Origin of the sequence: Pseudomonas sp. R28(2017), assembly GCF_002112505.1 — a bacterium.
GTDB lineage: Bacteria > Pseudomonadota > Gammaproteobacteria > Pseudomonadales > Pseudomonadaceae > Aquipseudomonas.
Window position 1 is genome coordinate 15,639 of record NZ_NEHW01000007.1, and the last position, 22,620, is coordinate 38,258.

General features: G+C 64.3%; 18 protein-coding genes. 6 read left to right on the top strand and 12 right to left on the bottom strand.

Annotated elements, in window-relative coordinates:
• Positions 1 to 30: 30 nt before the first annotated feature.
• The gene (gene estP / locus CAF78_RS13720; RefSeq protein ID WP_085676215.1) at positions 31 to 1,911 is read left to right on the top strand and encodes an esterase EstP; all 1,881 of its coding nucleotides are present in this window, start codon (positions 31 to 33) and stop codon (positions 1,909 to 1,911) included.
• Between the two features lie 115 nt (positions 1,912 to 2,026).
• On the opposite strand, the gene trpE is transcribed toward estP, so the two are convergent.
• The 9 genes from trpE to CAF78_RS13765 all read right to left on the bottom strand — a co-directional run bounded on the left by trpE (position 2,027) and on the right by CAF78_RS13765 (position 12,953).
• Complete coding sequence (gene trpE / locus CAF78_RS13725; RefSeq protein WP_085676216.1) at positions 2,027 to 3,508, bottom strand: anthranilate synthase component I; 1,482 nt, start codon at positions 3,506 to 3,508, stop codon at positions 2,027 to 2,029.
• A 70-nt stretch (positions 3,509 to 3,578) separates the two neighbouring features.
• Positions 3,579 to 4,397 carry a phosphoglycolate phosphatase gene (locus CAF78_RS13730; protein WP_085676217.1) on the bottom strand — a complete coding sequence of 273 codons (819 nt, stop codon included), beginning with the start codon at positions 4,395 to 4,397 and terminating at the stop codon, positions 3,579 to 3,581.
• Positions 4,394 to 5,068 carry a ribulose-phosphate 3-epimerase gene (gene rpe / locus CAF78_RS13735; protein WP_085676218.1) on the bottom strand — a complete coding sequence of 225 codons (675 nt, stop codon included), beginning with the start codon at positions 5,066 to 5,068 and terminating at the stop codon, positions 4,394 to 4,396. Before rpe ends, CAF78_RS13730 begins: the two co-directional genes overlap by 4 nt.
• Before the next feature lie 169 nt (positions 5,069 to 5,237).
• On the bottom strand, positions 5,238 to 6,065 hold the full coding sequence (locus CAF78_RS13740) for an ABC transporter permease (protein WP_085676219.1): 828 nt from the start codon (positions 6,063 to 6,065) through the stop codon (positions 5,238 to 5,240).
• An 11-nt stretch (positions 6,066 to 6,076) separates the two neighbouring features.
• Positions 6,077 to 7,324 (bottom strand): ABC transporter permease, encoded by a 1,248-nt coding sequence (locus CAF78_RS13745; RefSeq protein ID WP_085676220.1) that lies wholly within the window; start codon positions 7,322 to 7,324, stop codon positions 6,077 to 6,079.
• Between the two features lie 60 nt (positions 7,325 to 7,384).
• Positions 7,385 to 8,419, bottom strand: coding sequence for an ABC transporter substrate-binding protein (locus CAF78_RS13750; protein ID WP_085676221.1), 1,035 nt, complete (start codon positions 8,417 to 8,419; stop codon positions 7,385 to 7,387).
• Positions 8,420 to 8,459: 40 nt separating this feature from the next.
• Positions 8,460 to 9,584, bottom strand: a complete 1,125-nt coding sequence (locus tag CAF78_RS13755) for an ABC transporter ATP-binding protein (protein ID WP_085676222.1) — start codon at positions 9,582 to 9,584, stop codon at positions 8,460 to 8,462.
• Positions 9,585 to 9,925: 341 nt separating this feature from the next.
• Entirely contained in the window at positions 9,926 to 10,555 is a 630-nt protein-coding gene (locus tag CAF78_RS13760) for a response regulator transcription factor (RefSeq protein ID WP_085676223.1), read from the bottom strand.
• A gap of 10 nt (positions 10,556 to 10,565) precedes the next feature.
• Positions 10,566 to 12,953: a PAS domain S-box protein gene (locus tag CAF78_RS13765; RefSeq protein ID WP_085676224.1), complete on the bottom strand. Its 2,388-nt coding sequence runs from the start codon at positions 12,951 to 12,953 to the stop codon at positions 10,566 to 10,568.
• 95 nt (positions 12,954 to 13,048) lie between these two features.
• Between CAF78_RS13765 and CAF78_RS13770 the strand changes: the two genes are divergently transcribed.
• Positions 13,049 to 14,047, top strand: coding sequence for an alpha/beta hydrolase family protein (locus CAF78_RS13770; RefSeq protein ID WP_085676225.1), 999 nt, complete (start codon positions 13,049 to 13,051; stop codon positions 14,045 to 14,047).
• A 32-nt stretch (positions 14,048 to 14,079) separates the two neighbouring features.
• Here the strand turns inward: CAF78_RS13770 and CAF78_RS13775 are convergent, their stop codons facing one another.
• From CAF78_RS13775 to CAF78_RS13785, 3 genes are read right to left on the bottom strand one after another with little or no spacing between them, the layout of a single operon-like run.
• Positions 14,080 to 14,844, bottom strand: a complete 765-nt coding sequence (locus CAF78_RS13775) for a TerB family tellurite resistance protein (protein ID WP_085676226.1) — start codon at positions 14,842 to 14,844, stop codon at positions 14,080 to 14,082.
• Between the two features lies 1 nt (position 14,845).
• Positions 14,846 to 15,517, bottom strand: a complete 672-nt coding sequence (gene murU / locus CAF78_RS13780; RefSeq protein ID WP_085676227.1) for an N-acetylmuramate alpha-1-phosphate uridylyltransferase MurU — start codon at positions 15,515 to 15,517, stop codon at positions 14,846 to 14,848.
• Positions 15,514 to 16,533 (bottom strand): aminoglycoside phosphotransferase family protein, encoded by a 1,020-nt coding sequence (locus CAF78_RS13785; protein ID WP_085676228.1) that lies wholly within the window; start codon positions 16,531 to 16,533, stop codon positions 15,514 to 15,516. The genes murU and CAF78_RS13785 overlap by 4 nt, the downstream gene beginning before the upstream one ends.
• 130 nt (positions 16,534 to 16,663) lie before the next feature.
• On the opposite strand from CAF78_RS13785, the gene CAF78_RS13790 reads away from it, so the two are divergent.
• The 4 genes from CAF78_RS13790 to rsmA are packed head-to-tail and all read left to right on the top strand — an operon-like array spanning position 16,664 to position 22,551.
• A complete protein-coding gene (locus CAF78_RS13790; protein ID WP_085676229.1) occupies positions 16,664 to 19,468 on the top strand; it encodes an LPS-assembly protein LptD in 2,805 nt (934 codons plus the stop codon).
• Entirely contained in the window at positions 19,449 to 20,768 is a 1,320-nt protein-coding gene (locus tag CAF78_RS13795; protein ID WP_085676230.1) for a peptidylprolyl isomerase, read from the top strand. The genes CAF78_RS13790 and CAF78_RS13795 overlap by 20 nt, the downstream gene beginning before the upstream one ends.
• Entirely contained in the window at positions 20,765 to 21,754 is a 990-nt protein-coding gene (gene pdxA, locus CAF78_RS13800) for a 4-hydroxythreonine-4-phosphate dehydrogenase PdxA (protein WP_085676231.1), read from the top strand. The genes CAF78_RS13795 and pdxA overlap by 4 nt, the downstream gene beginning before the upstream one ends.
• Entirely contained in the window at positions 21,751 to 22,551 is an 801-nt protein-coding gene (gene rsmA / locus CAF78_RS13805; protein WP_085676232.1) for a 16S rRNA (adenine(1518)-N(6)/adenine(1519)-N(6))-dimethyltransferase RsmA, read from the top strand. Before pdxA ends, rsmA begins: the two co-directional genes overlap by 4 nt.
• Positions 22,552 to 22,620 lie beyond the last annotated feature (69 nt).

Consider the following 22,620-nt stretch of genomic DNA (forward strand, 5'->3'; position numbering starts at 1 on the left):
TCATAAAAACAAAGAAAAGGATGTTCTCTGATGCGAAAAGCACCCCTACTGCGTTTCACCCTCGCCTCACTGGCCCTGGCCTGCAGCCAGGCCTTCGCGGCACCCTCGCCTTACTCCGCCCTGGTCGTGTTTGGTGACAGCCTCAGCGACGCCGGGCAGTTTGGCGGCATGCGCTTCACCAACCGTGATGCCAATGGCAACTATGCCCCGGTGTCGCCGATGATCCTCGGCGGCCGCCTGGGTGTAGCCCCGGCCGAACTGGGCCCTTCGACCTCTCCGCTCAACCCGGTGCTGGGGCTTCCCGACGGCAACAACTGGGCCGTTGGCGGTTACACAACACAGCAGATCCTGGACTCGATCCTCAACACGTCCGAAACGGTCATCCCACCCGGGCGACCGGGCGCCGGGCAAGTGCTGCGTGAAAAGCCAGGCTACCTGGCCAACGGCCTGCGCGCCGACCCGAACGCGCTGTACTACCTGACCGGTGGCGGTAACGACTTCCTGCAGGGCCTGATAAACAGCCCGGCCGACGCCGTGGCCGCCGGTGCCCGCCTGGCCGCTAGCGCCCAGGCCCTTCAGCAGGGCGGCGCCCGCTACATCATGGTCTGGCTGCTGCCCGACCTCGGGCAGACCCCGAACTTCAGTGGCACCCCACAGCAAAACCCGCTGTCTCAGCTGTCCGGTGCCTTCAACCAGTCGCTCCTCAACCAGCTGGGGCAGATCGATGCCGAAATCATCCCCCTGAACATACCGGTGCTGCTGAGTGAAGCCTTGGCCAGCCCCGGTCAGTTCGGCCTGGCCACGGGCCAGAACCTGGTGGGTACCTGCTACAGCGGCGAAGGGTGCGTGGAAAACCCGATTTATGGCATCAACGGTCTTTCGCCAGACCCGACCAAACTGCTGTTCAACGACGCCGTACACCCGACTATCGCCGGCCAGCAGCTGATTGCCGACTACGCCTACTCGATCATCTCCGCCCCTTGGGAGCTGACCTTGCTCCCGGAAATGGCCCACGCCAGCCTGCGCGCGCACCAGGACGAACTGCGCAACCAGTGGCAGACACCCTGGCAGGCAATCGGCCAATGGCAGGCTTTCGTCAGCACCGGCGCCCAGGACCTGGACTTCGACGATCAGCGCAGCGCCGCCAGCGCTGACGGTCGCGGCTACAACCTGACCCTCGGTGGCAGTTACCGGCTGAACGACGCCTGGCGCCTCGGCCTGGCCGGTGGCGTGTACCGGCAGAAACTGGAAGCCGGTGAACAGGACTCGGACTACAAGCTCGACAGCTACCTGGCCAGCGCCTTCGCCCAGTTTCGCCAGGACCGCTGGTGGGCGGATGCCGTGCTGAGCGCCGGCCATCTGGATTACCACGACCTCAAGCGCACCTTCGCACTTGGTGTCAACGACCGTAGCGAGAAAGGCGACACCGACGGCGAGGCCTGGGCCGTGACTGCCCGGCTGGGCTACAACCTGGCGGCCGAGAGCAGCCGCTGGCAACTGGCACCGTTCATCAGTGCCGACTATGCGCGGGTGAAGGTCGATGGCTATGACGAGAAGAGCGGGCGTTCGACGGCGCTGGGCTTCGATGACCAGGAGCGGACTTCGCGGCGCCTGGGTGTCGGGCTGCTAGGCAGCGTGCAGGTACTGCCGGGCACCAGGCTGTTCGCCGAAGTGGCGAAGGAACATGAGTTCGAGGATGACCAGCAGGACGTGACCCTGCACCTGACGACGTTGCCGGGCAATGACTTCACGTTGACCGGGTATACGCCGCACAGTGATTTGACCCGGGCGAGTCTGGGGGTGAGCCATGAACTGGTGGCGGGGGTGCACCTGCGCGGGAACTACAACTGGCGCAAGAGTGATGAGCTGACCCAGCAAGGGGTGAGCTTGGGCGTTAGTGTGGACTTCTGAATAGCCGGGGCCGCTGTGCGGCCCTTTCGCGGCTGAAGCCGCTCCTACAAGAGATAGCGATTCCCTGTAGGAGCGGCTTTAGCCGCGAAAGGGCTGCGCAGCAGCCCCAATCGGTTTACTTGACGGTGGTCTGTTCGGCCAAGGCCACGGCACGGAACATCGCCCGGCGCTTGTTGATGGTCTCTTCCCACTCCAGCGCTGGCACCGAGTCGGCGACAATACCGCCACCGGCCTGCACATGCAGTTCGCCGTCCTTGATCACCGCAGTACGGATGGCAATCGCGGTATCCATGTTGCCGTTCCAGGCAAAGTAGCCGACCGCACCACCGTAGACGCCACGCTTGACCGGCTCCAGCTCGTCGATGATCTCCATCGCGCGGATCTTCGGCGCGCCCGACAAGGTGCCCGCCGGCAGGATCGCCCGCAGCGCATCCATCGCCGTCAGGCCTTCGCGCAGCTGCCCGGTCACGTTGGACACGATATGCATCACGTTCGAGTAACGCTCGATCACCATCTTCTCAGTCAGGCGCACACTGCCGGTCGACGACACCCGGCCCACGTCGTTGCGGCCCAGGTCGATCAGCATCAGGTGCTCGGCGATCTCTTTTTCGTCCGACAGCAGGTCGTCTTCCAGCGCCCGGTCGGCTTCCTCGGTAGCCCCACGTGGGCGGGTACCGGCAATCGGCCGTACGGTGACCAGGTTGTCTTCCACCCGCACCAGCACTTCCGGCGAACTGCCGACCACATGGAAGTCGCCGAAGTTGAAGAAATACATGTACGGCGTCGGGTTGAAGCAGCGCAGCGCACGGTACAGGTCGATCGGCGCGGCCTTGAAGTCGATCGACATGCGCTGGGACGGCACAACCTGCATGCAGTCGCCGGCGAGGATGTATTCCTTGATACGGCCCACCGCGTTCTCGTAATCGTCACGGGTGTAGCTGGAGCGGAATTCCGGCTCGGCCGCCATCGGCCCGCTCAGGTCCAGACCACGGCGCGGGGTGATGGGCTGGCGCAGTTTCTCCAGCAGGCCTTGCAGGCGCGCCTGCCCTTGCTCGAAGGCCTGCTCTTGCGCCGGGTCGACCAGCACGATGGCGTGCATCTTGCCCGCCAGGTTGTCGAACACCACCACCGCGTCGGAGACCATCAGCAGGATATCCGGCACGCCCAGCGGGTCCGGGTTCGGGCTCGCCCCCAGGCGCTTCTCCACGTAGCGCACGCAGTCGTAGCCGAAGTAGCCGACCAGGCCACCGTTGAAACGCGGCAGGCCAGGGATGTCGGCGACCTTGTAACGGTCCTTGAAGCTTTCGACGAAGGCCAGCGGGTCCTCGACGTCGTGGCTTTCCACTTCCACGCCATCCTGCAGGATGCTCACGTGGTAGCCATGCACACGCATCACGGTGCGCGACGGCAGGCCGATCATCGAGTAACGGCCCCACTTCTCGCCGCCCTGCACCGATTCGAGCAGGTAGGAGTTGGCCTGGTCAGCCAGTTTCAGGTAGATCGACAGCGGCGTGTCGAAGTCGGCCAGGGTTTCACAGGCCAAAGGGATGCGGTTATAGCCGGTAGCGGCCAGGCGCAGGAATTCTTCGCGGGTCATGGGTAGCCTCGTGGCAAGCAGCAATAGGGTCGGGCAAGCGGACGGGCCGGCAGGCGCCGGCGGGCAGGAGTCAGGCGCGCCAGCGCCAACGGGCCAGGGCCTTGATGACTTTCATCCAGAATTTGCCAGTGACCGCCACGGTGGACTCTCTGTCTTGGGAGGCTTGAAGGTCCGCCAACGTTATCCCAGTGGCCGGGTCTGCGCAACCGGGCAGCAGTGCGCGCAGGTCGTCGACCACCAGGCTGGGGGATTCTTCGGTGATCGGCCGGCCATGGTTGTAGCCGTAGGTCAGGCCCACACATTGCACCCCGGCCGCCTTGGCCGCCAGCACATCGCTGCGCGAATCGCCGACGAACAGCGACTGCTGCGGGCTGACACCGGCCATCTGCATGACGAACAGCAGCGCCGCCGGGTCGGGCTTTTTCTGCGGCAAGGTATCGCCGCCGATGATCCAGCGGAAATAGCGGCCGATCTTCATCTGGTCCAGCAACGGCGCGACGAAACGCTCCGGCTTGTTGGTGATCAGCGCCATTTCCACCCCCTGCTTCTGCAGCCAGCGCAGGGTGTCCTTCACACCAGGGTAGACCACGGTGAGCTCGTGGCTCTCGGCATAGGCGTCCATGAACAGCGCCAGGCCTTTCTCGGCCAGCGCGTCATCCACGGCATCATGCTCGATGCCGCCAGCCAGCGCGCGGCGCACCAGCACCTGGGCGCCGTTGCCAACCCATTGGCGCACCGCCTCAAGGCCCGCAGGCGGGCACCCCAGTTCGAGCAGCATGCGGTCGACGGCAGCAGCCAGGTCAGGGACCGAGTCGATCAGGGTGCCGTCCAGATCGAACATCACCAACCTGGGCAGCGTCCCCGGGAACAGCTGCTCGAAGCCACTCATGGGCGGGCCTGGGCCAGTTCGGCGCGCATCTTGGCGATGACTTCCTGGTAGTCCGGGGCGTTGAAGATCGCCGAGCCGGCCACGAAGGTGTCGGCGCCAGCGGCAGCGATCTCGCGGATGTTGTTGACGTTGACGCCACCGTCGATCTCCAGGCGGATGTCACGGCCGCTGGCGTCGATCAGCGCACGGGCTTCGCGCAGCTTGTCGAGGGTGCCGGGGATGAACTTCTGGCCGCCGAAGCCTGGGTTGACGCTCATCAGCAGGACCATGTCGACTTTGTCCATCACGTACTTCAGTGCATCAAGGCTGGTGGCCGGGTTGAACACCAGGCCGGCCTTGCAACCGCCGTCCTTGATCAACTGCAGCGAACGGTCGATGTGCTGCGAGGCTTCCGGGTGGAAGGTGATGTAGGTGGCGCCGGCGTCGATGAAGTCGCCGATGATGCGGTCGACCGGGCTGACCATCAGGTGCACGTCGATCGGCGCGGTCACACCGTACTTGCGCAGCGCGGTGCAGACCATCGGGCCGATGGTCAGGTTGGGTACGTAGTGGTTGTCCATGACATCGAAGTGGACGATGTCGGCACCCGCGGCCAGCACCTTGTCGACGTCCTCGCCCAGACGGGCGAAATCGGCAGAGAGAATGGAGGGGGCAATAGCGTAGGGCTGCATGGCGCACCTGTTGGCAGAATCACGGTGGCGCGCATTGTAACCGTTTTAACCTGTTCCGGCCTCTTCGCGGCTAAAGCCGCTCCCACAGGTTCTGTGCACATCTGACGACCTGCGCAATCACTGTGGGAGCGGCTTTAGCCGCGAAGGGGCCGGAACAGGCAACCCATCATCAGGCGGGTTGTTGCGTCCTGAGCTTCTCGCTACGCCCACGCAACCACTCCAGGGTCAGCAACAGCACCACCGAGAAGACGATCAGCAGGGTCGCCGCCGCCGCGATGGTCGGGCTGAGGTTCTCGCGAATGCCACTGAACATCTGCCGCGGCAGGGTCGCCTGCTCCGGCCCGGCGAGGAACAGCGTCACCACCACTTCATCGAACGACGTGGCAAAGGCAAACAGTGCCCCCGAGATCACCCCGGGGGCGATCAGCGGCAAGGTCACCCGACGGAAGGTCAGCAACGGCGAGGCGCCCAGGCTGGCTGCCGCACGCACCAGGTTGTAGTTGAAGCCCTGCAAGGTCGCCGACACTGTGATGATGACGAACGGCACACCCAGCACCGCATGCACCAGGATCAGCGAGATGAAGCTGTTGCCCATGCCCAGGGGGGCAAAGAACAGGTAGCTGGCCACGCCGATGATCACCACGGGTACCACCATCGGCGAAATCACCAGCGCCATCACCAGCGACTTGCCGGGGAAATCGCCACGGGTCAGGCCAATCGAGGCCAAGGTGCCAAAGACCATCGCCAACACAGTGGCTGCCGGCGCGACGATGATGCTGTTCTTCAATGCTCGCATCCACTCGGCCGAGGCGAAGAAGTCGTGGTACCACTGCAGCGAGAATCCCTGCAGCGGGTACACCAGGAAGCTGCCACTGTTGAACGACAGGGGCACGATCACCAGCACCGGCAGCACCAGGAACAGCAGGATCAGGCCGCAAAGGGTGCGCAGGGTGTAGAACCACACCCGTTCGACGGGCGACATGTAGGGGCTCAGCATCTCAAGGCTCCTCAGCTCAGGCGCAGGCGGCTGGCGCCGACCAGCCAGCTATAGATCAGGTACAGCAACACGGTCGCCAGCAACAGCAGCCCGCCCAGGGCGGTGGCCATGCCCCAGTTGATGCTGGTGTTGGTGTAGAAGGCGACGAAGTAGCTGACCATCTGGTCGTTCGGGCTGCCGAGCAGCGCCGGGGTGATGTAGTAGCCGATGGCCAGGATGAACACCAGCAGGCAACCGGCACCCACGCCGGCGTAGGTCTGTGGGAAATACACCCGCCAGAAGCTGGCGAACGGGTGGCAGCCCAGCGAAATCGCCGCACGCATGTAGCTCGGCGAAATGCCTTTCATCACGCTGTACAGCGGCAGGATCATGAACGGCAGCAGGATGTGCACCATCGAGATGTACACGCCGGTGCGGTTGAACACCAGCTCCAGCGGCTGGTCGATGATGCCCATTGCCATCAGCGCGCTGTTGATCAGGCCGCCGGACTGCAGCAGCACGATCCATGCGGCCACCCGCACCAGGATCGAGGTCCAGAACGGCAGCAGCACCAGGATCATCAGCAAGTTGCTCTGCCGGGTCGGCAGGTTGGCCAGCAGGTAGGCCAGCGGATAGGCCAGCACCAGGCAGATGGCGGTGATCACCACACCCATCCACAGGGTGCGGGCAAAGATATCCAGGTAGATGGCCTGGTCGGGGGTGGCCTTGGCCAGCTCGCCGAGGTCATCGATGCGGTGGTCGAGCGAAGCCAGCAGGTAGAACGAGGTGACCGAACTGGTATTGCGGCGGATCGCCTGCCAGTAGGCTGGGTCGCCCCAACGCTCGTCGAGCGCCTGCAAGGCATCTTTATAGGAAGCAGGCTCGGCCTTGAATGGCAGCGCCCGTGCAGTCTTGGCCAACAGGCTGCGGTAGCCGGCCAGCTCCATGTTCAGGCGTTTGGAGAGATCGCCCAGGGTCTGGTTCTTGCGCGACTCGGCCAGGTCCTGGCTCAGCGCCTTGTAGACGTCTTCACCGGGCAGGCTCTTGCCATCCCACTGGCTGATCATTTCAACCGTGCGCGGCAGGCCGCCAACCACTTCCGGGTTGCCGACGCTCTTGTACAACAACGCCGCGATCGGCACCAGGAACACCAGCAGGAGAAACAGCGCCAGCGGCGCGATCAACGCCTGCGCCTTCCAGCGGTTGACCCGCTCGGCATGCTTGAGGCGCTGCTTGAGACTTGGACCTGCGCCTTCGTTGAGGGGCACTGCAATGGCCATGGCGAACTCCGCGATACAGGCTGAAAATGGGGCCGCACTGCGGCCCCGCTTCCCGGTTTCTTACTTCTTCGCCGCCCAGGCGTTGAAGCGTTGCTCCAGCTGCTCGCTGTTGTCGGCCCAGAAGGCCACATCGATCTGCACCTGGTTGGCAATGTTCTCAGGCGTGGTCGGCATGTCTTTCTTCACCGCATCGGCCAGCAGCGGTACGGCCTTGGAGTTGGCCGGCCCGTAGGCGATGTTCTCGGAGTAGGTCTTCTGCTGCTCCGGCTGCACGGTGTAGGCGATGAACTTCTTCGCCTCTTCCACATCCTTGGCGCCTTTCGGGATCGCCCAGGCGTCGAAGTCGTAGATGCCGCCGTTCCACACCACCTTGAGGTTGCTCTCTTTCTGCACGGCGGCGATGCGGCCGTTGTAGGCCGAGCTCATGACCACGTCACCCGAGGCCAGGTACTGCGGCGGCTGGGCGCCCGCTTCCCACCACTGGATGCTCGGCTTGAGCTCGTCGAGCTTCTTGAACGCGCGATCCACGCCTTCCTTGGTGCCCAGCACCTGATACACGTCCTTCGGCGCCACGCCGTCGGCCATCAGGGCGAACTCGAGGGTGTACTTGGCGCCCTTGCGCAGGCCACGCTTGCCCGGGAATTTCTTGGTGTCCCAGAAGTCGGCCCAGCTGGTGGGCGCGCTCTTGAGCTTGTCGGCGTTGTAGGCCAGCACCGTCGACCAGACGAAGAAGCCCACGCCGCACGGCTGAATGGCGCCCTTCACGTAATCGGACTCGTTGCCGAACAGTGCCGGGTCGAGTTCTTCGAACATGCCCTCGTCGCAACCACGGGCCAGCTCTGGCGACTCCACCTCCACCAGGTTCCACGACACGCTGTTGGTGTCGACCATGGCTTTGACCTTGGCCATTTCACCGTTGTACTCGCCCGCGACGATCTTGCCCTTGCCGGCCTTCTCCCATGGCTCGTAGAACGCCTTGACCTGGGCCGCCTTGTTGGCACCGCCGAAGGAGACCACGGTCAGGTCCGCCGCCATGCTCTGGCCGGCGGCGCACAGGCCGAGGGCCAGGGCGGTCAGTTTCAACTGCTTGCGCATTATTATTCTCTCCACAGTACAGGGTTGGTGAAGCAATCCATCAGTGGGCTTCGGCAATCGGATCGAGCGCGCGGGCGTGCTCCACCTCCCAGCCCAGCGGTACCACATCGCCCACGGCCAGCGCCGGGTCGAGCTCGGCGATCGGCTGCTTCACGAAGAAGTCGGCCTTGCCGCAGACTTCCAGGCGCACCCGTACGTGGTCGCCCAGGTAGATGAACTCGGCCACACGGCCGGAAAAGCGGTTGACGCAGCTTTCGCTGTGGCCGTTGAGGCGTACGCGCTCGGGGCGTACCGACAGGGTCACCGGCTCGCCGGCCTGGCCGACGTTCACTGCCAGCGCCTCGACCCGCTCGCCGCGGGCCAGCTGCACCTGGCAACGCTTGCCATCGCTGGCGAGCAGGGTGCCGTTGATGCGGTTGTTCTCGCCGATGAAGTTGGCGACGAAGGTGTTGCAGGGTTCTTCATAGAGGGTGCGCGGGTCGGCGATCTGCTGGATCTCGCCCTGGTGGAACACCGCCACGCGGTCGGACATGGTCAGCGCCTCGCCCTGGTCGTGGGTCACGTAGACCACGGTCACGCCCAGACGCTGGTGAATGTGCTTGATCTCCATCTGCATGTGTTCACGCAGCTGCTTGTCGAGGGCGCCCAGCGGTTCGTCCATCAGCACCAGCTGAGGTTCGAACACCAGCGCCCGGGCCAGCGCCACGCGCTGCTGCTGGCCACCGGAAAGCTGCCCGGGGTAGCGCTTGGCGAAGGCGTCGAGCTGGACCATGTTCAGCACACGCTTGACCCGCTCGCTGATGTCGGTCTTGCTCAGGCCGCGCACCGTCAGCGGGAACGCCAGGTTCTCGGCCACGGTCATGTGCGGGAACAGTGCGTAGTTCTGGAACACCATGCCGATGTCGCGCTTATGCGGCGGCACGTTGTTGATCGAGCGCCCGGCGAGCTGGATTTCACCGGCAGTGGGGGTTTCGAAGCCGGCCAGCATCATCAGGCTGGTGGTCTTGCCCGAGCCGGAAGGGCCGAGCAGGGTGAGGAACTCACCCTTGCGAATGTCCAGGTTGAGGTTTTTGACGATCAGCGATTCGCCGTCGTAGCTCTTCTGCACACCACGGAAGCTGACCAGCGTCTCGCCGGTGGCAGCGTTCGAATTCGCCTCGCTCATGCCTGCACCTTCTTGTTGGAATGACTGCGTAGGCAAAAGAGTAGAAGAGCCGCAAGCGCCCGAAAATCGGCGGTACTGAGAGAATGCCATCATCCGGCTGGAAGATTTGCTGTAGGGATTGCCCTACAAGAACGGCGCTTTCAGCACAGAGACAATTCCCTGTGGGAGCGGGCTTGCCCGCGAAGCCGACACCGTGGTGAATGGCACGGGCTTCGCCCGTGTTCGCGGGCAAGCCCGCTCCCACAGGGATCTGAGCGCCAGATTCTAGACATTGAGCAAGACAGTTGCTCCCCCAGGGTTAGCCACCGCGCCGGATAGGTCAGCTGTCGCAATCAGAACACTCAGATCAGTTTGTGCTCCATGGCGTACTTCACCAGCTCGGCCAGCGAATTGACCTTGAGCTTCTGCATGAGCCTGGCCTTGTGGGTGCTGATGGTCTTGCTCGACAGCGCCAGCTGCTGGGCGATGTCGTTGACGTTGGCACCCTGGGCCAGGCGCTCGAACACCGAAAATTCGCGCTCGGAGAGCAGCGTGTGCAGCGGCCGGGTTTCGGTCAGGCCCACCTCGAAGACCATGCGGTCAGCCAGCGCCGGGTCGATGTAACGGCCGCCACTCGCCACCCGGCGAATGGCTGTCAGCAGCAGGGCCGGGTCGCTGTCCTTGGTCGCATAACCGGCAGCGCCGGCCTTCAGCGCGCGGGCAGCCATCTGCGCCTCATCATGCATCGACAGCATCAGGATTGCCGGGGCATCGTGCAGCGCACGGATACGCGGGATCGCCTCCAGGCCGTTCACCCCTGGCATGGAGATATCCAGCAACACCACCTCACAGGGTGTGTGGCGCAAGGTCTCGAGCAACTGCTCGCCATTTGCGGCCTCCCCTGCCACCTGCATGTCCTTGGCCAGGCCGATCAACTGTTTGATGCCTTCACGGACAATGGTGTGGTCTTCGGCCACCAGCACTCGAATCACGCTCGCTCTCCTACTCCAAGGGAATGGCCACGCTCAGGCTGGTGCCCTCGCCTGGTTCGCTGTCCAACGCCATGCTGCCACCAAGCATCAGCACCCGCTCACGCACGCCGACCAGGCCGAACGAGGTGGGCCTGGGCTGGTCCCGGCAAAACCCGGTGCCGTCGTCGCTGACGGTCATGCGCAGTTGCCCGTCTTCACGCACCAGCTCGATCTCCACACTGTGCGCCTGGGCATGGCGCATCACGTTGGTTAGCGCCTCCTGCAGGATACGGAACAAACCGGTGGCCTTGGCATCGCTCAATGCTGGCAGATTATCCGGCACCTGTACCAGGCAGGGTATCTGCGTACGCGCTTCAAAACGCCGCGCCTGCCATTCGATGGCCGAGGCGATGCCCGCGTCGAGAATCGGCGGGCGCAGCGCCGTGGCGACATCGCGCACCAGCTGGAACAGCTGGGCGATCAGGCGCTTCATGCTACCCAGGCGCTCGTGCAGCCCGGGGTCGAGTTCGGCGAAGGCCAGCTCGCACATCGACACTTCCAGCTTCAGCACGGTCAGCATCTGCCCCAGCTCATCGTGCACTTCGCGGGCGATGCGCGCCTTTTCTTCCTCGCGCACGCTCTCCAGGTGCGCCGACAGCTCGCGCAGCTGTTCCTGCGACTGGGCCAGCGCCAGCTCGGCGCGCTTGCCCTGGGTGATGTCCCAGACAACACCGTCCCAGGCCACCCGGCCATTGGACAAGCGCCGGGCACTGGCCTTGATGTCGGCCCAGCGTTGCTCGCCCTGGCGGGTGAGGATACGCCCTTGCCACGACCAGTCCTGATCGCTGGCGATGGCCAGATCCTGTACCTGGTGATAGTCGGCCCGATCATCCGGGTGAACAAGATTGCGCAGCCCCATCAGCGGGTGCTGGATCTGCGCGGGCGTGTAGCCGACCAAGGCCTCGCTGCCCTCGCTGATGTAAGGAAACTCCGGTTCACCTTCGGCAGGCGCGGGTTCGAGGCGAAATACCAGGCCCGGCACATTCCCAGCGATACCCTTGAGCCGCGCCTCGCTTTCGCGCAATGCCGCCAGGGCGCGATGGCGCTCGGTAACATCGGCGAGGTATACCACCAGGTATTCGGCGTCGCGAAAACGCAGGAAGCTGAGCGACAGCTCCACCGGCAGCAAGCTGCCATCAGCGCGCCGACACTGGGTTTCGAACTGCCGGGCACCGCCATCGCCGGCACGGGCTCCCTTCCACAGTTCGAGCCAGCGGTCCATGGTCAGGTTTGGCTCGAAATCGATCAGCGGGCGCTCCAGCAGCTCGGCCTCGGCATAGCCGAGCATGCCCTCTACCGCATGGTTGGCGTAGCGTACATGGCTGTCCCAGTTGACCCAGAGAATGCCCACCGTGCTCTGGTCGATGGCGAACTGGCTGAGGCGCAGGGCCTCCTCACGCCCTTGCCGCTCGGTCAGGCTTTCCCGCGTGGCCAGCAGGCTGCGCTCCAGCTGGCGCTGCTGGCGACGCTGCCACACCAAGGTGGCCAGGGCGCAAAGCAGCAGCAGGCCGAACAGCAAGGCCAGGTTCTGCCAGAAGCCCGGCGACTCGCTCAAGCGTGGGTATTTGGGCTGCAACCAACGCTGGTGAAGTTGCTCCAGCTCTTTGGCCGGCATGGCCTGCAGCCCGCGCTCGAGCACATCGGCAAGCACCGGCCAATCGCGTCGCGACCCCACCCGCAGCAATTGCGGCAAGCCGATATCACCCACCACCACCAGTTCGGCGAACTCGCTCTCCCGTGACAGCCGGCTCAGCTGTGCTTCATCGAGCACGGCGTAACTGGCCTGGCCACCGACCACCAGCTGCAAGGCCTCGCGCTCGCTGGGCACGCCTTGCAGGTTGAGGCCGCTGTAATTGCCGCGCAGGTAGTCGGCCAGAACACTGGGCATGCGCACCGCCACACGGGTTTCGGCATCGAGCTTCTCCAGCTCCACGGCCATCGCCCCGGTGCGGGGCCCCACCACCAGCTGCGGTACCCGCATGTAAGGGTCGCTGAACAGCCACAGGCGCAGGCTGGCCGGCGTTTGCGTCAGACCCGGGGCAAAATCGATCTCACCCGCCTGCAGGGCATGTTCAAGGGCGGCCTGGTCAGCGAAATTGCGCCAGGTCAGGTCAAGGCCCAATGCCTGCCCCAGCCCGTTCACCAGTTCGACGTTGGCGCCGTAAAGCTGCTGCAGACGGCGGTCGAACTGCGCGTAGGGCGCCTGCAGCACCAGGCCGACACGCAGGCTGCGATGGCTATCGAGCCATTGCTGCTGGGCAGGCTCCAGCGCCACCGTCGGCGGCACGTCCGGCCGTGCCAAGGCGATCAAGGGCAGGCACAACCCGCCGATAACCAACAGGCGACGCAATCGCTTCATTAACACGCTCGTCTTGGCAAGGGCGGCCATGCAGCATGGCCGTCGCGGGCAAATACTATTAGGCTGCCGGTATCATTCTGGCCTTGGGTTGATTCATGTCCACACTTTATCGCACGACGCTGGCAATGTGCTGCCTGGCCTCGCTCCTACCACTCGGCGCCCTGGCCGCTGATGCCACAAAACCGGAGGCCGCCGCCGAGGCGCCCGCCGCCCCGGCGCCACGCCCGCCCCTGCTGGAGCGCAGCCAGGAGGATGCACAAGCCCTGGAGCGCCTGGTCCCCAAGGCCGAACAGCAGACCCTGCAGGCTGGCGCCGACAGCTTCCTGGCCCTTTGGAAGCCGGCCAACGCCAGTGATCCGCAAGGGGCGGTGATCATCGTCCCTGGCGCTGGCGAGAATGCCGACTGGCCCAACGTGGTCGGCCCGCTGCGGCGCAAGTTCCCGGATGTCGGCTGGCACAGCCTGAGCGTGAGCCTGCCCGACCTGCTCGCCGACGCCCCGCAGGCACGGGTCGAAGCCAAGCCGGCAGCAGAGCCTGAGAAGAAGGCGGGCGAAAGCGCACCGGCCAAGGACACCCCCGCCGATGCCAACGCCAACGTCGCCCAGGCCACCGCCGCCGACGCCGATACCGCAGAAAGCACCGATGCCGAGCAAGCCGGCGAGCAGAACGACGCGGCCGACGCCGAACGCATCTTCGCCCGCCTGGATGCCGCCGTGGCCTACGCTCAGCAACACAACTCGCGCAGCATCGTGCTGATCGGCCACGGCAGCGGCGCCTATTGGGCCGCGCGCTACCTGAGCGAAAAGCAACCGCCGCAGGTGCAGAAGCTGGTGATGGTTGCCGCACAGACGCCGGCCCGGGTCGAGCATGACCTGGAAAGCCTGACGCCGACCCTCAAGGTGCCAACGGCCGACCTCTATTTCGCCACCCGCACCGGCGACCGCAATGCCGCAGCGCAGCGTTTGCAAGCCAGCAAGCGGCAGAAGGACAGCCAGTACAAGCAGCTGTCGTTGATTGCCATGCCGGCCAACAAGGCCGGTGAGCAGGAGCAGCTGTTCCGTAGGGTTCGGGGCTGGATGAGCCCGCAACAGTAGTTCGCAATGCCAGGGGCGCCGGGCGCCCCCTTCTAGAACCCACGCCGTTTGCGAACGATGGCGTAGGCCTGGTGCAGTTCGCGAGTCCGCTCGGTTGCTTCGCGCACTTGTGCTTCGCTTGCTCCGCTGCCCGCCAGCTTGTCTGGATGATGCTTGCTGACCAGGCGCCGGTATGCCTGCTTGACCTGGTCACCTTCGCTGTCGTCCTCGATGCCCAGCAAGCGCAGCGCTGCCGCATAGTTCATCACGCCACCTGACACTGGCGCCTTGCGCGGCTCGTACTCCAGCGACATCGCCTGCACCTGACGCCGGCTCAGGCCCAGTTTCTGCCCCCAGTCCAGCAGCAGTTCACGCTCGTGCCGCCCGGCCTTGCCGTCGGCCCAGGCCATGCGCCAGCAGGCACGCAAGGTGCCTTCGGCAGCATGCGGCTGCAGCCGGATGCGACGCAGATGGCCAGTCAGCCTGTCTTTGCCTGCCTTGCCCCGGTTGAACGCGGCTATCGCCCGCAAGCGCGCGGCCTCGGCCATGTCCAGCCGGACCATTTCCTGGCGTGCCTGCTGGATGTGCTGTTCGGCCACACGGCCATCGCTCTTGGCCAGGCGCCCGAGCAGCACGAACAGCAACTCATCGTCTTGCAAGGCCGGGCGACCGCCCAGGCGCTCGCGCATGTCTTCCCAACCCCGCAAGCGGATGCGCCGGTCCATCGCCTGGCCCAGCAAGGCACCGAGCAACGCACCGGGGATACTGGCGACCGCAAAGCCTGCGCCCAGTCCGATTACCGTGCCTGGCCACCACATGTCAGGCGCGCTCGCCGATCAAGCGCTCGGCTTCAGCCAGGCGCTCGAGGGTGCCGACATCCACCCAGTGGCCACGGTAGTGCTCGCCACTCACCTGGCCTGCGGCCATCGCCTGGCGCAGCAACGGCGCCAGTTTGAAGGCGCCTGCCTGGCAGCCTTCGAACAACGCCGGGTGCAGCACCGACAGGCCGCTGAAGGTCAGCGTCCCGGGGGCGTCGTCACCATCGACCACCTGTTCGCCCTTCAGGCGGAAGTCACCACGCCCGTGATGGCCCGGGTTGTCGACCAGCACCAGATGCGCCAGCCCGCGCAGCGGCGTGCGCAGGCGAGCCAGGTCATAATCGCTCCAGACATCGCCGTTGATCAGGGCGAACGGCTCATTCCCCAGCAACGGCAAGGCCTTGAAGATTCCGCCGCCGGTTTCCAGCGGCTCACCTTCGGCCGAATAACGGATGCGCAGGCCGAACCGGCTGCCATCGCCAAGATGGTCTTCAATCTGCTGACCAAGCCAGGCGTGGTTGATCACCACCTCGGTAAACCCGGCCGCCGCCAGTGCGCGCAGGTGATACTCGATCAGTGGCTGACCCGCGACGGGCACCAGTGGTTTGGGGGTATGCAGGGTCAGCGGGCGCATGCGCTCGCCTTTGCCTGCTGCAAGAATCATTGCCTTCATGCACGCGCTCCGGCTTGCAACTCGGCGATCAGCTGGCCCAGCTCGGCAAGCTCCGGACGACGGCTGATCACTTCATCTATATAGGCGAAGAATCGTGGGACGTCGGCCAGATAACGCGGTTTTCCGTCGCGATGGCAGATTCGCGCGAAGATACCGATCACCTTGAGGTGGCGCTGCACCCCCATCAGGTCGCTGGCGCGCTGGAAATCCTCGAACGTCGGCTGCACCGGGATGCCTGCAGCCTGCGCCTGGTCCCAGTAGCGGCGCAGCCAGGCCTCGACCCGCGCCTGGGGCCAGCTGAGGAAAGCGTCCTTGAACAGGCAGGTGATGTCGTAGGTGACCGGGCCGTAGACCGCGTCCTGGAAGTCCAGCACACCTGGGTTGGGGGTACTCTGCATCAGGTTGCGCGGCATGTAGTCACGGTGCACCAGCACCTTGGGCTGGGCCAGGGCGCTGTCGATCAGCAGCTGGCTGATGCGCTGCCAGCTGGCCTTCTGCGCGTCACTGAAGGCCAGGCCGAGCTCACGGCCTACATACCATTGCGGGAACAGTTCGACCTCGCGGCGCAGCAAGGCGTCGTCATAGCTGGGCAATGGCGCGTCCATTGGCAGGCGCTGGAAGGCCAGCAGCGCGTCGATGGCATCGGCGAACAATGCATCGGCGTTGTCGGCATCAATGATGTCCAGGTAGGTCTGGTGGCCCAGATCACCCAGCAACAGGAAGCCACGCTCCAGGTCCTGCGCATGGATTTCAGGCACATGGACACCGGCGCCGGCCAGCAGGTGGTCGATGGCGACGAATGGTCGGCAGTTTTCCTGAGGCGGCGGCGCGTCCATGATCACGAAGCTGTGGCCTGCACCCTGCCAGCGGAAGTAACGGCGGAAGCTGGCATCGCTGCTGGCGGCGGTCAGGCTGCCCTCGGGCACCTCGCCCCAGGCGTTTTCGCGGAAAAGTTGATCGAGCTGCTCATGGAGCCAGACAGTCAGTTGTTGCAGGCGTACATCGTGATCAGGCATTACAAGGGTCTCCGACGGCCCTAGCCGTCAAGCGGGTCATGCTTTATTATCCAGCATCTTTTTCAGACCATCGAGAGGCGTGCGGCCCCACACGCGGGCAGATGGCACGCAGGAAGCCCGGACTAATAAGATGGCATTGAAATCCCCCGCGTTTCGTAGAAAGTTTCCGTTGCTGGTAACCGGCGGTCTGCTGGCCATGCAACCTCTGGCCACCTCTTATGTGGTGGCAGCCGAGCAGTTCGACTGCCAAGTGTCCGCCTCTGGTGGTTGGGACTGCAAGCCCAAGACCCCCGTCAACAACCTGCCGCCGCGCCCCGTGCATGAAGGAGCCGCGCTCACGTCGGGCACCGAAGCCGAGTCGGCCGAGGCCGAGAGCGCTGACAAGCCGATGCTGGTCACCGAGGCCAAGGGCCGCGGCCTGAAGTCGCGCAGCGAAGACTACAGCCACCTCGACTGGGTTCCACGCGAGAAGCTCACTGCAGCCCAGCTGGCCGAAACCGGCCCGTACTGCGGTGGCGCGTACATCGAGCCTACCCGCCCAGGCATGGCCGACTCCACGCCGAAGGACGAGTCGCCGACCTACATCAACGCCAAGGTGTCCAAGTACCAGCAGGAGCAGCAGATCGCTACCCTCGCCGGTGACGTGGTCATGCGCCAGGGCAGCATGCAGGCTGAAGCCGACGAAGCCAACCTGTACCAGGCCGAGAACCGTGGCGAGCTCAAGGGCAACGTCAAGATTCGCGACAATGGCTCGCTGGTCGTCGGCGACCAGGCGCAGATCCAGCTCGACACGGGCGAAGCCCAGGTCGACAACGCCGAATACGTGATGCACAAGTCGCACATCCGCGGCAACGCCCTGTACGCCAAGCGTGGCGAAAACGCCATCATCCGCCTCAAGGACGGTACGTACACCACCTGCGAACCGGGCAGCAACGCCTGGCAGCTGAAGGGCAACAACATCACCCTGAACCCGGCGACCGGCTTCGGTACCGCGACCAACGTCACCCTTCGGGTCAAGGATTTCCCGGTGTTCTACACACCGTACATCTACTTCCCGATCGACGACCGTCGCCAGTCCGGCTTCCTGCCGCCGTCGTTCAGCAGCACCAGCGACACCGGCTTCATGCTGGTCACGCCTTACTACTTCAACCTGGCGCCGAACTATGACGCCACGTTGTACCCGCGCTACATGACCAAGCGCGGCCTGCTGATGGAAGGCGAGTTCCGTTACCTGACCAAGTCCAGCGAAGGCCAGTTCGGCGGCGGCTACCTCAACGACGAGGACGATGACCGCAAGCTGCAGACGGACTACAAGAAAGAACGCTGGATGGTCAACTGGCAGCACAAAGGTGGCCTGGACGAGCGCCTGCTGACTGAAGTCGATTACACCGACATCAGCGATCCGTTCTACTTCCAGGACCTGGAAACCGACCAGATCGGCGTCAAGAGCAATGATGTGGTCAACCAGCAGGGTGCACTGACCTGGCGTGGTGACAGCTACACCGCTCGCCTGAATGCGCAAGCGTACGAGATGGCGACCCTGTCGCAGATCACCCCGTACAACAAGCTGCCGCAGATCACCTTCAACGGTGCGCTGCCGTTCCACCCGGGCGGCCTGGACCTTGGATACGAGACCGAAGCGGTACGCTTCGACCGTGACCTCAAGGATGGCACCGTATTCGACAAGGACGGCAACCTGGACACCACCGCTGGCGCCGATGGCCGCCGCCTGGACCAGAACGTCAGCGGTATTGCACGGGCCAACGGCACGCGCCTTAATGTCGCGCCGTCGATCAGCCTGCCGATGCAAGCCAGCTACGGTTACATCACCCCAAAGCTGAAATACGCGTACACGCACTATGACCTGGACCTGGACAGCCAGGGTCAGGCACAAGCGATCGCGCAATCGGCCAATCCGGCTTATGGCAGCTACAACAGCACGCTCAATCGCGACATTCCAATCGCGTCTATCGACAGCGGTTTGTACTTCGACCGCAACACGTCGCTGTTTGGCACCAACTACCGGCAGACCCTCGAACCGCGCCTGTTCTACCTCTACGTTCCTTACAAGGACCAGAAGGACATCCCGCTGTTCGACACGGGCGAAACGCTGTTCAGCTATGACTCGCTGTTCCGTGACAACCGCTTCTCCGGCACCGACCGTATCGGCGACGAGAACAAGCTGTCGCTGGGTGTGACGACCCGCTGGATCGAAGACAATGGCTTCGAGCGTCAGAACTTCAGCATCGGCCAGGCTTACTACTTCAAGGACCGCAAGGTTCAGTTGCCAGGTATCGACTATCGCACCCGCCAGGACTCGCAGTCTGATGTTTCGCCGTACGCGTTGCTGTACAACTACTACTTCAACCGCGACTGGCGCTTCAATTCGGACTTCAACTGGGACCCGGACAGCCGCAGCACCCGCTCGGGCAGCGCGATGTTCCACTACCAGCCTGAAGACAACCCGAACAAGGTGGTCAACCTCGGCTATCGCTACCGCAATGACACCATTTCCTACGATTCCACTACCGGTACCTGGAAAGTGGGCGGCGGCGACTATGGCACACCTGGTACCGACAACTTCATCAAGGATTACTACAAGATCCAGCAGCACGACTTCTCGGTCATCTGGCCGATCGTGCCGCAATGGAGCGTCATCGCCCGCTGGCAGCATGACTACAACCGCAACCGCACCCTGGAAGCCATGGGCGGTTTCGAGTACGACAACTGCTGCTGGAAGCTGCGCCTGATCAACCGTTACTGGATCGACTATGACGACTTCAGCCAGGCCACCCCGTCAAACGAAAAGGGTGACCACGGCATCTTCCTGCAGATCGTGCTGAAAGGCCTCGGTGGTGTAGTGGGCAATAAAGTCGAATCGTTCCTCGACCAAGGCATTCAAGGTTACCGTACACGTGAAGACCAAGCTTATTGATCGACTGCGCCCGGTGTTGCTGGGCGCTGCATTGCTGAGTGGCGCGGTGCATGCCGCGGTACAACCTCTGGACCGCGTGGTGGCCATCGTCGACAACGACGTGGTCATGCAGAGCCAACTGGACCAGCGCGTCCACGAGGTGCAGCAGACCATCGCCAAGCGTGGCGGCGGCGTGCCGCCGACCGGCGCACTGGAGCAGCAGGTACTGGAACGCCTGATCGTCGAGAACCTGCAGCTGCAGATTGGCGAACGTTCGGGCATCCGCATCACCGACGAAGAGCTGAACCAGGCCATCGGCACCATTGCCCAGCGCAATGGCATGTCGCTGGAGCAGTTCCGCGCCGCCCTCGCCCACGACGGCCTGTCGTTCGACGACGCCCGTGAGCAGGTCAAGCGCGAGATGATCATCAGCCGCGTACGCCAGCGCCGGGTTGCCGAGCGCATCCAGGTCTCCGAGCAGGAAGTGAAGAACTTCCTCAACTCGGACATGGGCAAGATGCAGATGTCGGAAGAGTACCGCCTGGCCAACATCCTCATCCCGACCCCGGAAGCCGCCAACTCGGACGACATCCAGAAAGCCGCGCGCAAGGTCGGTGAGCTGTACCAGCAACTGCGTCAGGGTGCCGACTTCGGCCAGGTGGCGATTGCCAACTCGGCCAGCGAAAACGCCCTGGAAGGCGGTGAAATGGGCTGGCGTAAAGCAGCCCAGCTGCCACCGGACTTCGCCAAGATGCTCAGCAGCATGGCGGTCGGCGACATCACCCAGCCAATCCGCATCCCCAACGGTTTCATCCTGCTCAAGCTGGAGGAGAAGCGTGGGGGGGGCGAGAACGTGCTGCGTGACGAAGTGCATGTCCGCCACATCCTGATCAAGCCGAGCGAAATCCGCAGCGAAGCGGCCACCAAGCAGCTGGCCGAGCGCCTGTACGACCGCATCCAGAACGGCGAGGACTTCGGCGAGCTGGCGAAGAGCTTCTCGGAAGACCCGGGCTCCGCACTCAATGGCGGCGACCTCAACTGGGTCGACCCGAACAGCCTGGTACCGGAGTTCCGCGAGCAGATGGCCAACGCCCAGCAAGGTGTGGTGACCAAACCGTTCAAGACCCAGTACGGCTGGCATGTCCTGGAAGTGCTGGGCCGTCGTGCCACCGACAGCACCGAGCAGGCGCGTGAGCAACAGGCGATGAACGTGCTGCGCAACCGCAAGTACGACGAAGAGCTGCAGACCTGGCTGCGCCAGATCCGCGACGAAGCCTACGTTGAAATCAAGCTGCCTGGCGCCGACCAGGCCGCACAGTGAAGCCCCTGCGCTTCGCCGTCACCCCCGGCGAACCAGCCGGCATAGGCCCCGACCTGTGCCTGCTGCTCGCCGCCGACGCCCAGCCCCACCCGCTGATTGCCATCACCAGTCGTGACCTGCTCGCCGAGCGGGCCACGCAGCTGGGGCTGGCTGTCAGCCTGCTGCCGGTAATGCCTGGCCAATGGCCCGACCAGCCAGCACCCGCTGGCAGCCTGTACGTGTGGGACACCCCCCTGGCCGCGCCAGTGGTGCCTGGCCAGCTAAACAAAGCCAACGCGGCGTTCGTACTGGAGACACTGACCCGTGCCGGCCAAGGTTGCCTTGACGGGGAATTCGCCGGGATGATCACCGCACCCGTGCACAAGGGCGTGATCAACGAAAGCGGTATCGCCTTCTCCGGCCACACCGAATTCCTTGCCGACCTGACCCATACCGCCCAGGTGGTGATGATGCTGGCCACCCGCGGCTTGCGTGTGGCCCTGGTGACCACGCACCTGCCCCTGCGGGACATTGCCGACGCCATCACTGCCGAACGTGTGGAACGGGTCACCCGTATCCTGCACGCCGACATGCGCGACAAGTTCGGCATTGCCAACCCGCGCATCCTGGTCTGCGGCCTCAACCCGCATGCCGGGGAAGGCGGCCACCTTGGCCGCGAAGAAATCGACATCATCGAGCCAACGCTGGCCCGCCTGCGCACCGAAGGCATGGACCTGCGCGGCCCGCTGCCGGCCGATACCCTGTTTACCCCCAAATATCTGGAGCACTGCGACGCGGTGCTGGCGATGTACCATGACCAAGGCCTGCCCGTACTCAAGTACAAAGGCTTCGGCGCTGCCGTCAACGTGACCCTGGGCCTGCCGATCATCCGCACATCGGTCGACCACGGCACCGCCCTGGACCTGGCCGGCAGCGGCAAGGTCGACACCGGCAGCCTGCGCGTCGCCCTGGAAACCGCCTACCAGATGGCCGAGAACCGACCATGAACGAGCAATACCAACACCGGGCGCGCAAGCGCTTCGGCCAGAACTTCCTGCACGATGCGGGCATCATCGACCGCATCCTGCGCGCCATCAACGCCAAGGCTGGCGAACACCTGCTGGAAATCGGCCCGGGCCAGGGCGCCTTGACCGAAGGCCTGCTGGGCAGTGGTGCCCAGCTGGACGTGGTGGAACTGGACAAAGACCTGGTACCGATCCTCCAGCACAAGTTCGCTGGCCGCGACAACTTCCGTCTGCATCAGGGCGACGCCCTGAAGTTCGACTTCAACCAGCTGGGCGTCCCACCGCGCAGCCTGAAAGTGGTCGGCAACCTGCCCTACAACATCTCCACCCCGCTGATCTTCCACCTACTCAGCCACGCCGGGCTGATCCGTGACATGCACTTCATGCTGCAGAAGGAAGTGGTCGAGCGCATGGCCGCCGGCCCGGGCGGTGGCGATTGGGGCCGCCTGTCGATCATGGTGCAGTACCACTGCCGCGTGGAGCACCTGTTCAACGTCGGCCCGGGCGCGTTCAACCCGCCGCCGAAGGTTGATTCGGCAATCGTGCGCCTGGTGCCGCATGAAGTGCTGCCGCATCCGGCCAAGGATGCACGGCTGCTGGAGCAGGTAGTGCGCGAAGCGTTCAACCAGCGCCGCAAGACCCTGCGCAACACCCTGAAAGGCCTGCTCGACAGCGCCGCCATCGAGGCCGCTGGCGTGGATGGCAGCCTGCGCCCTGAACAGCTCGACCTGGCGGCGTTCGTGCGCCTGGCCGATCAGCTGGCCACCCAGCAGGCCTGATTTCGCCAGTACCGGCCTGTATCCGGGTAAAACCGCGAAAAGGCCGGCACAGGCATCAAAAGCCCCACC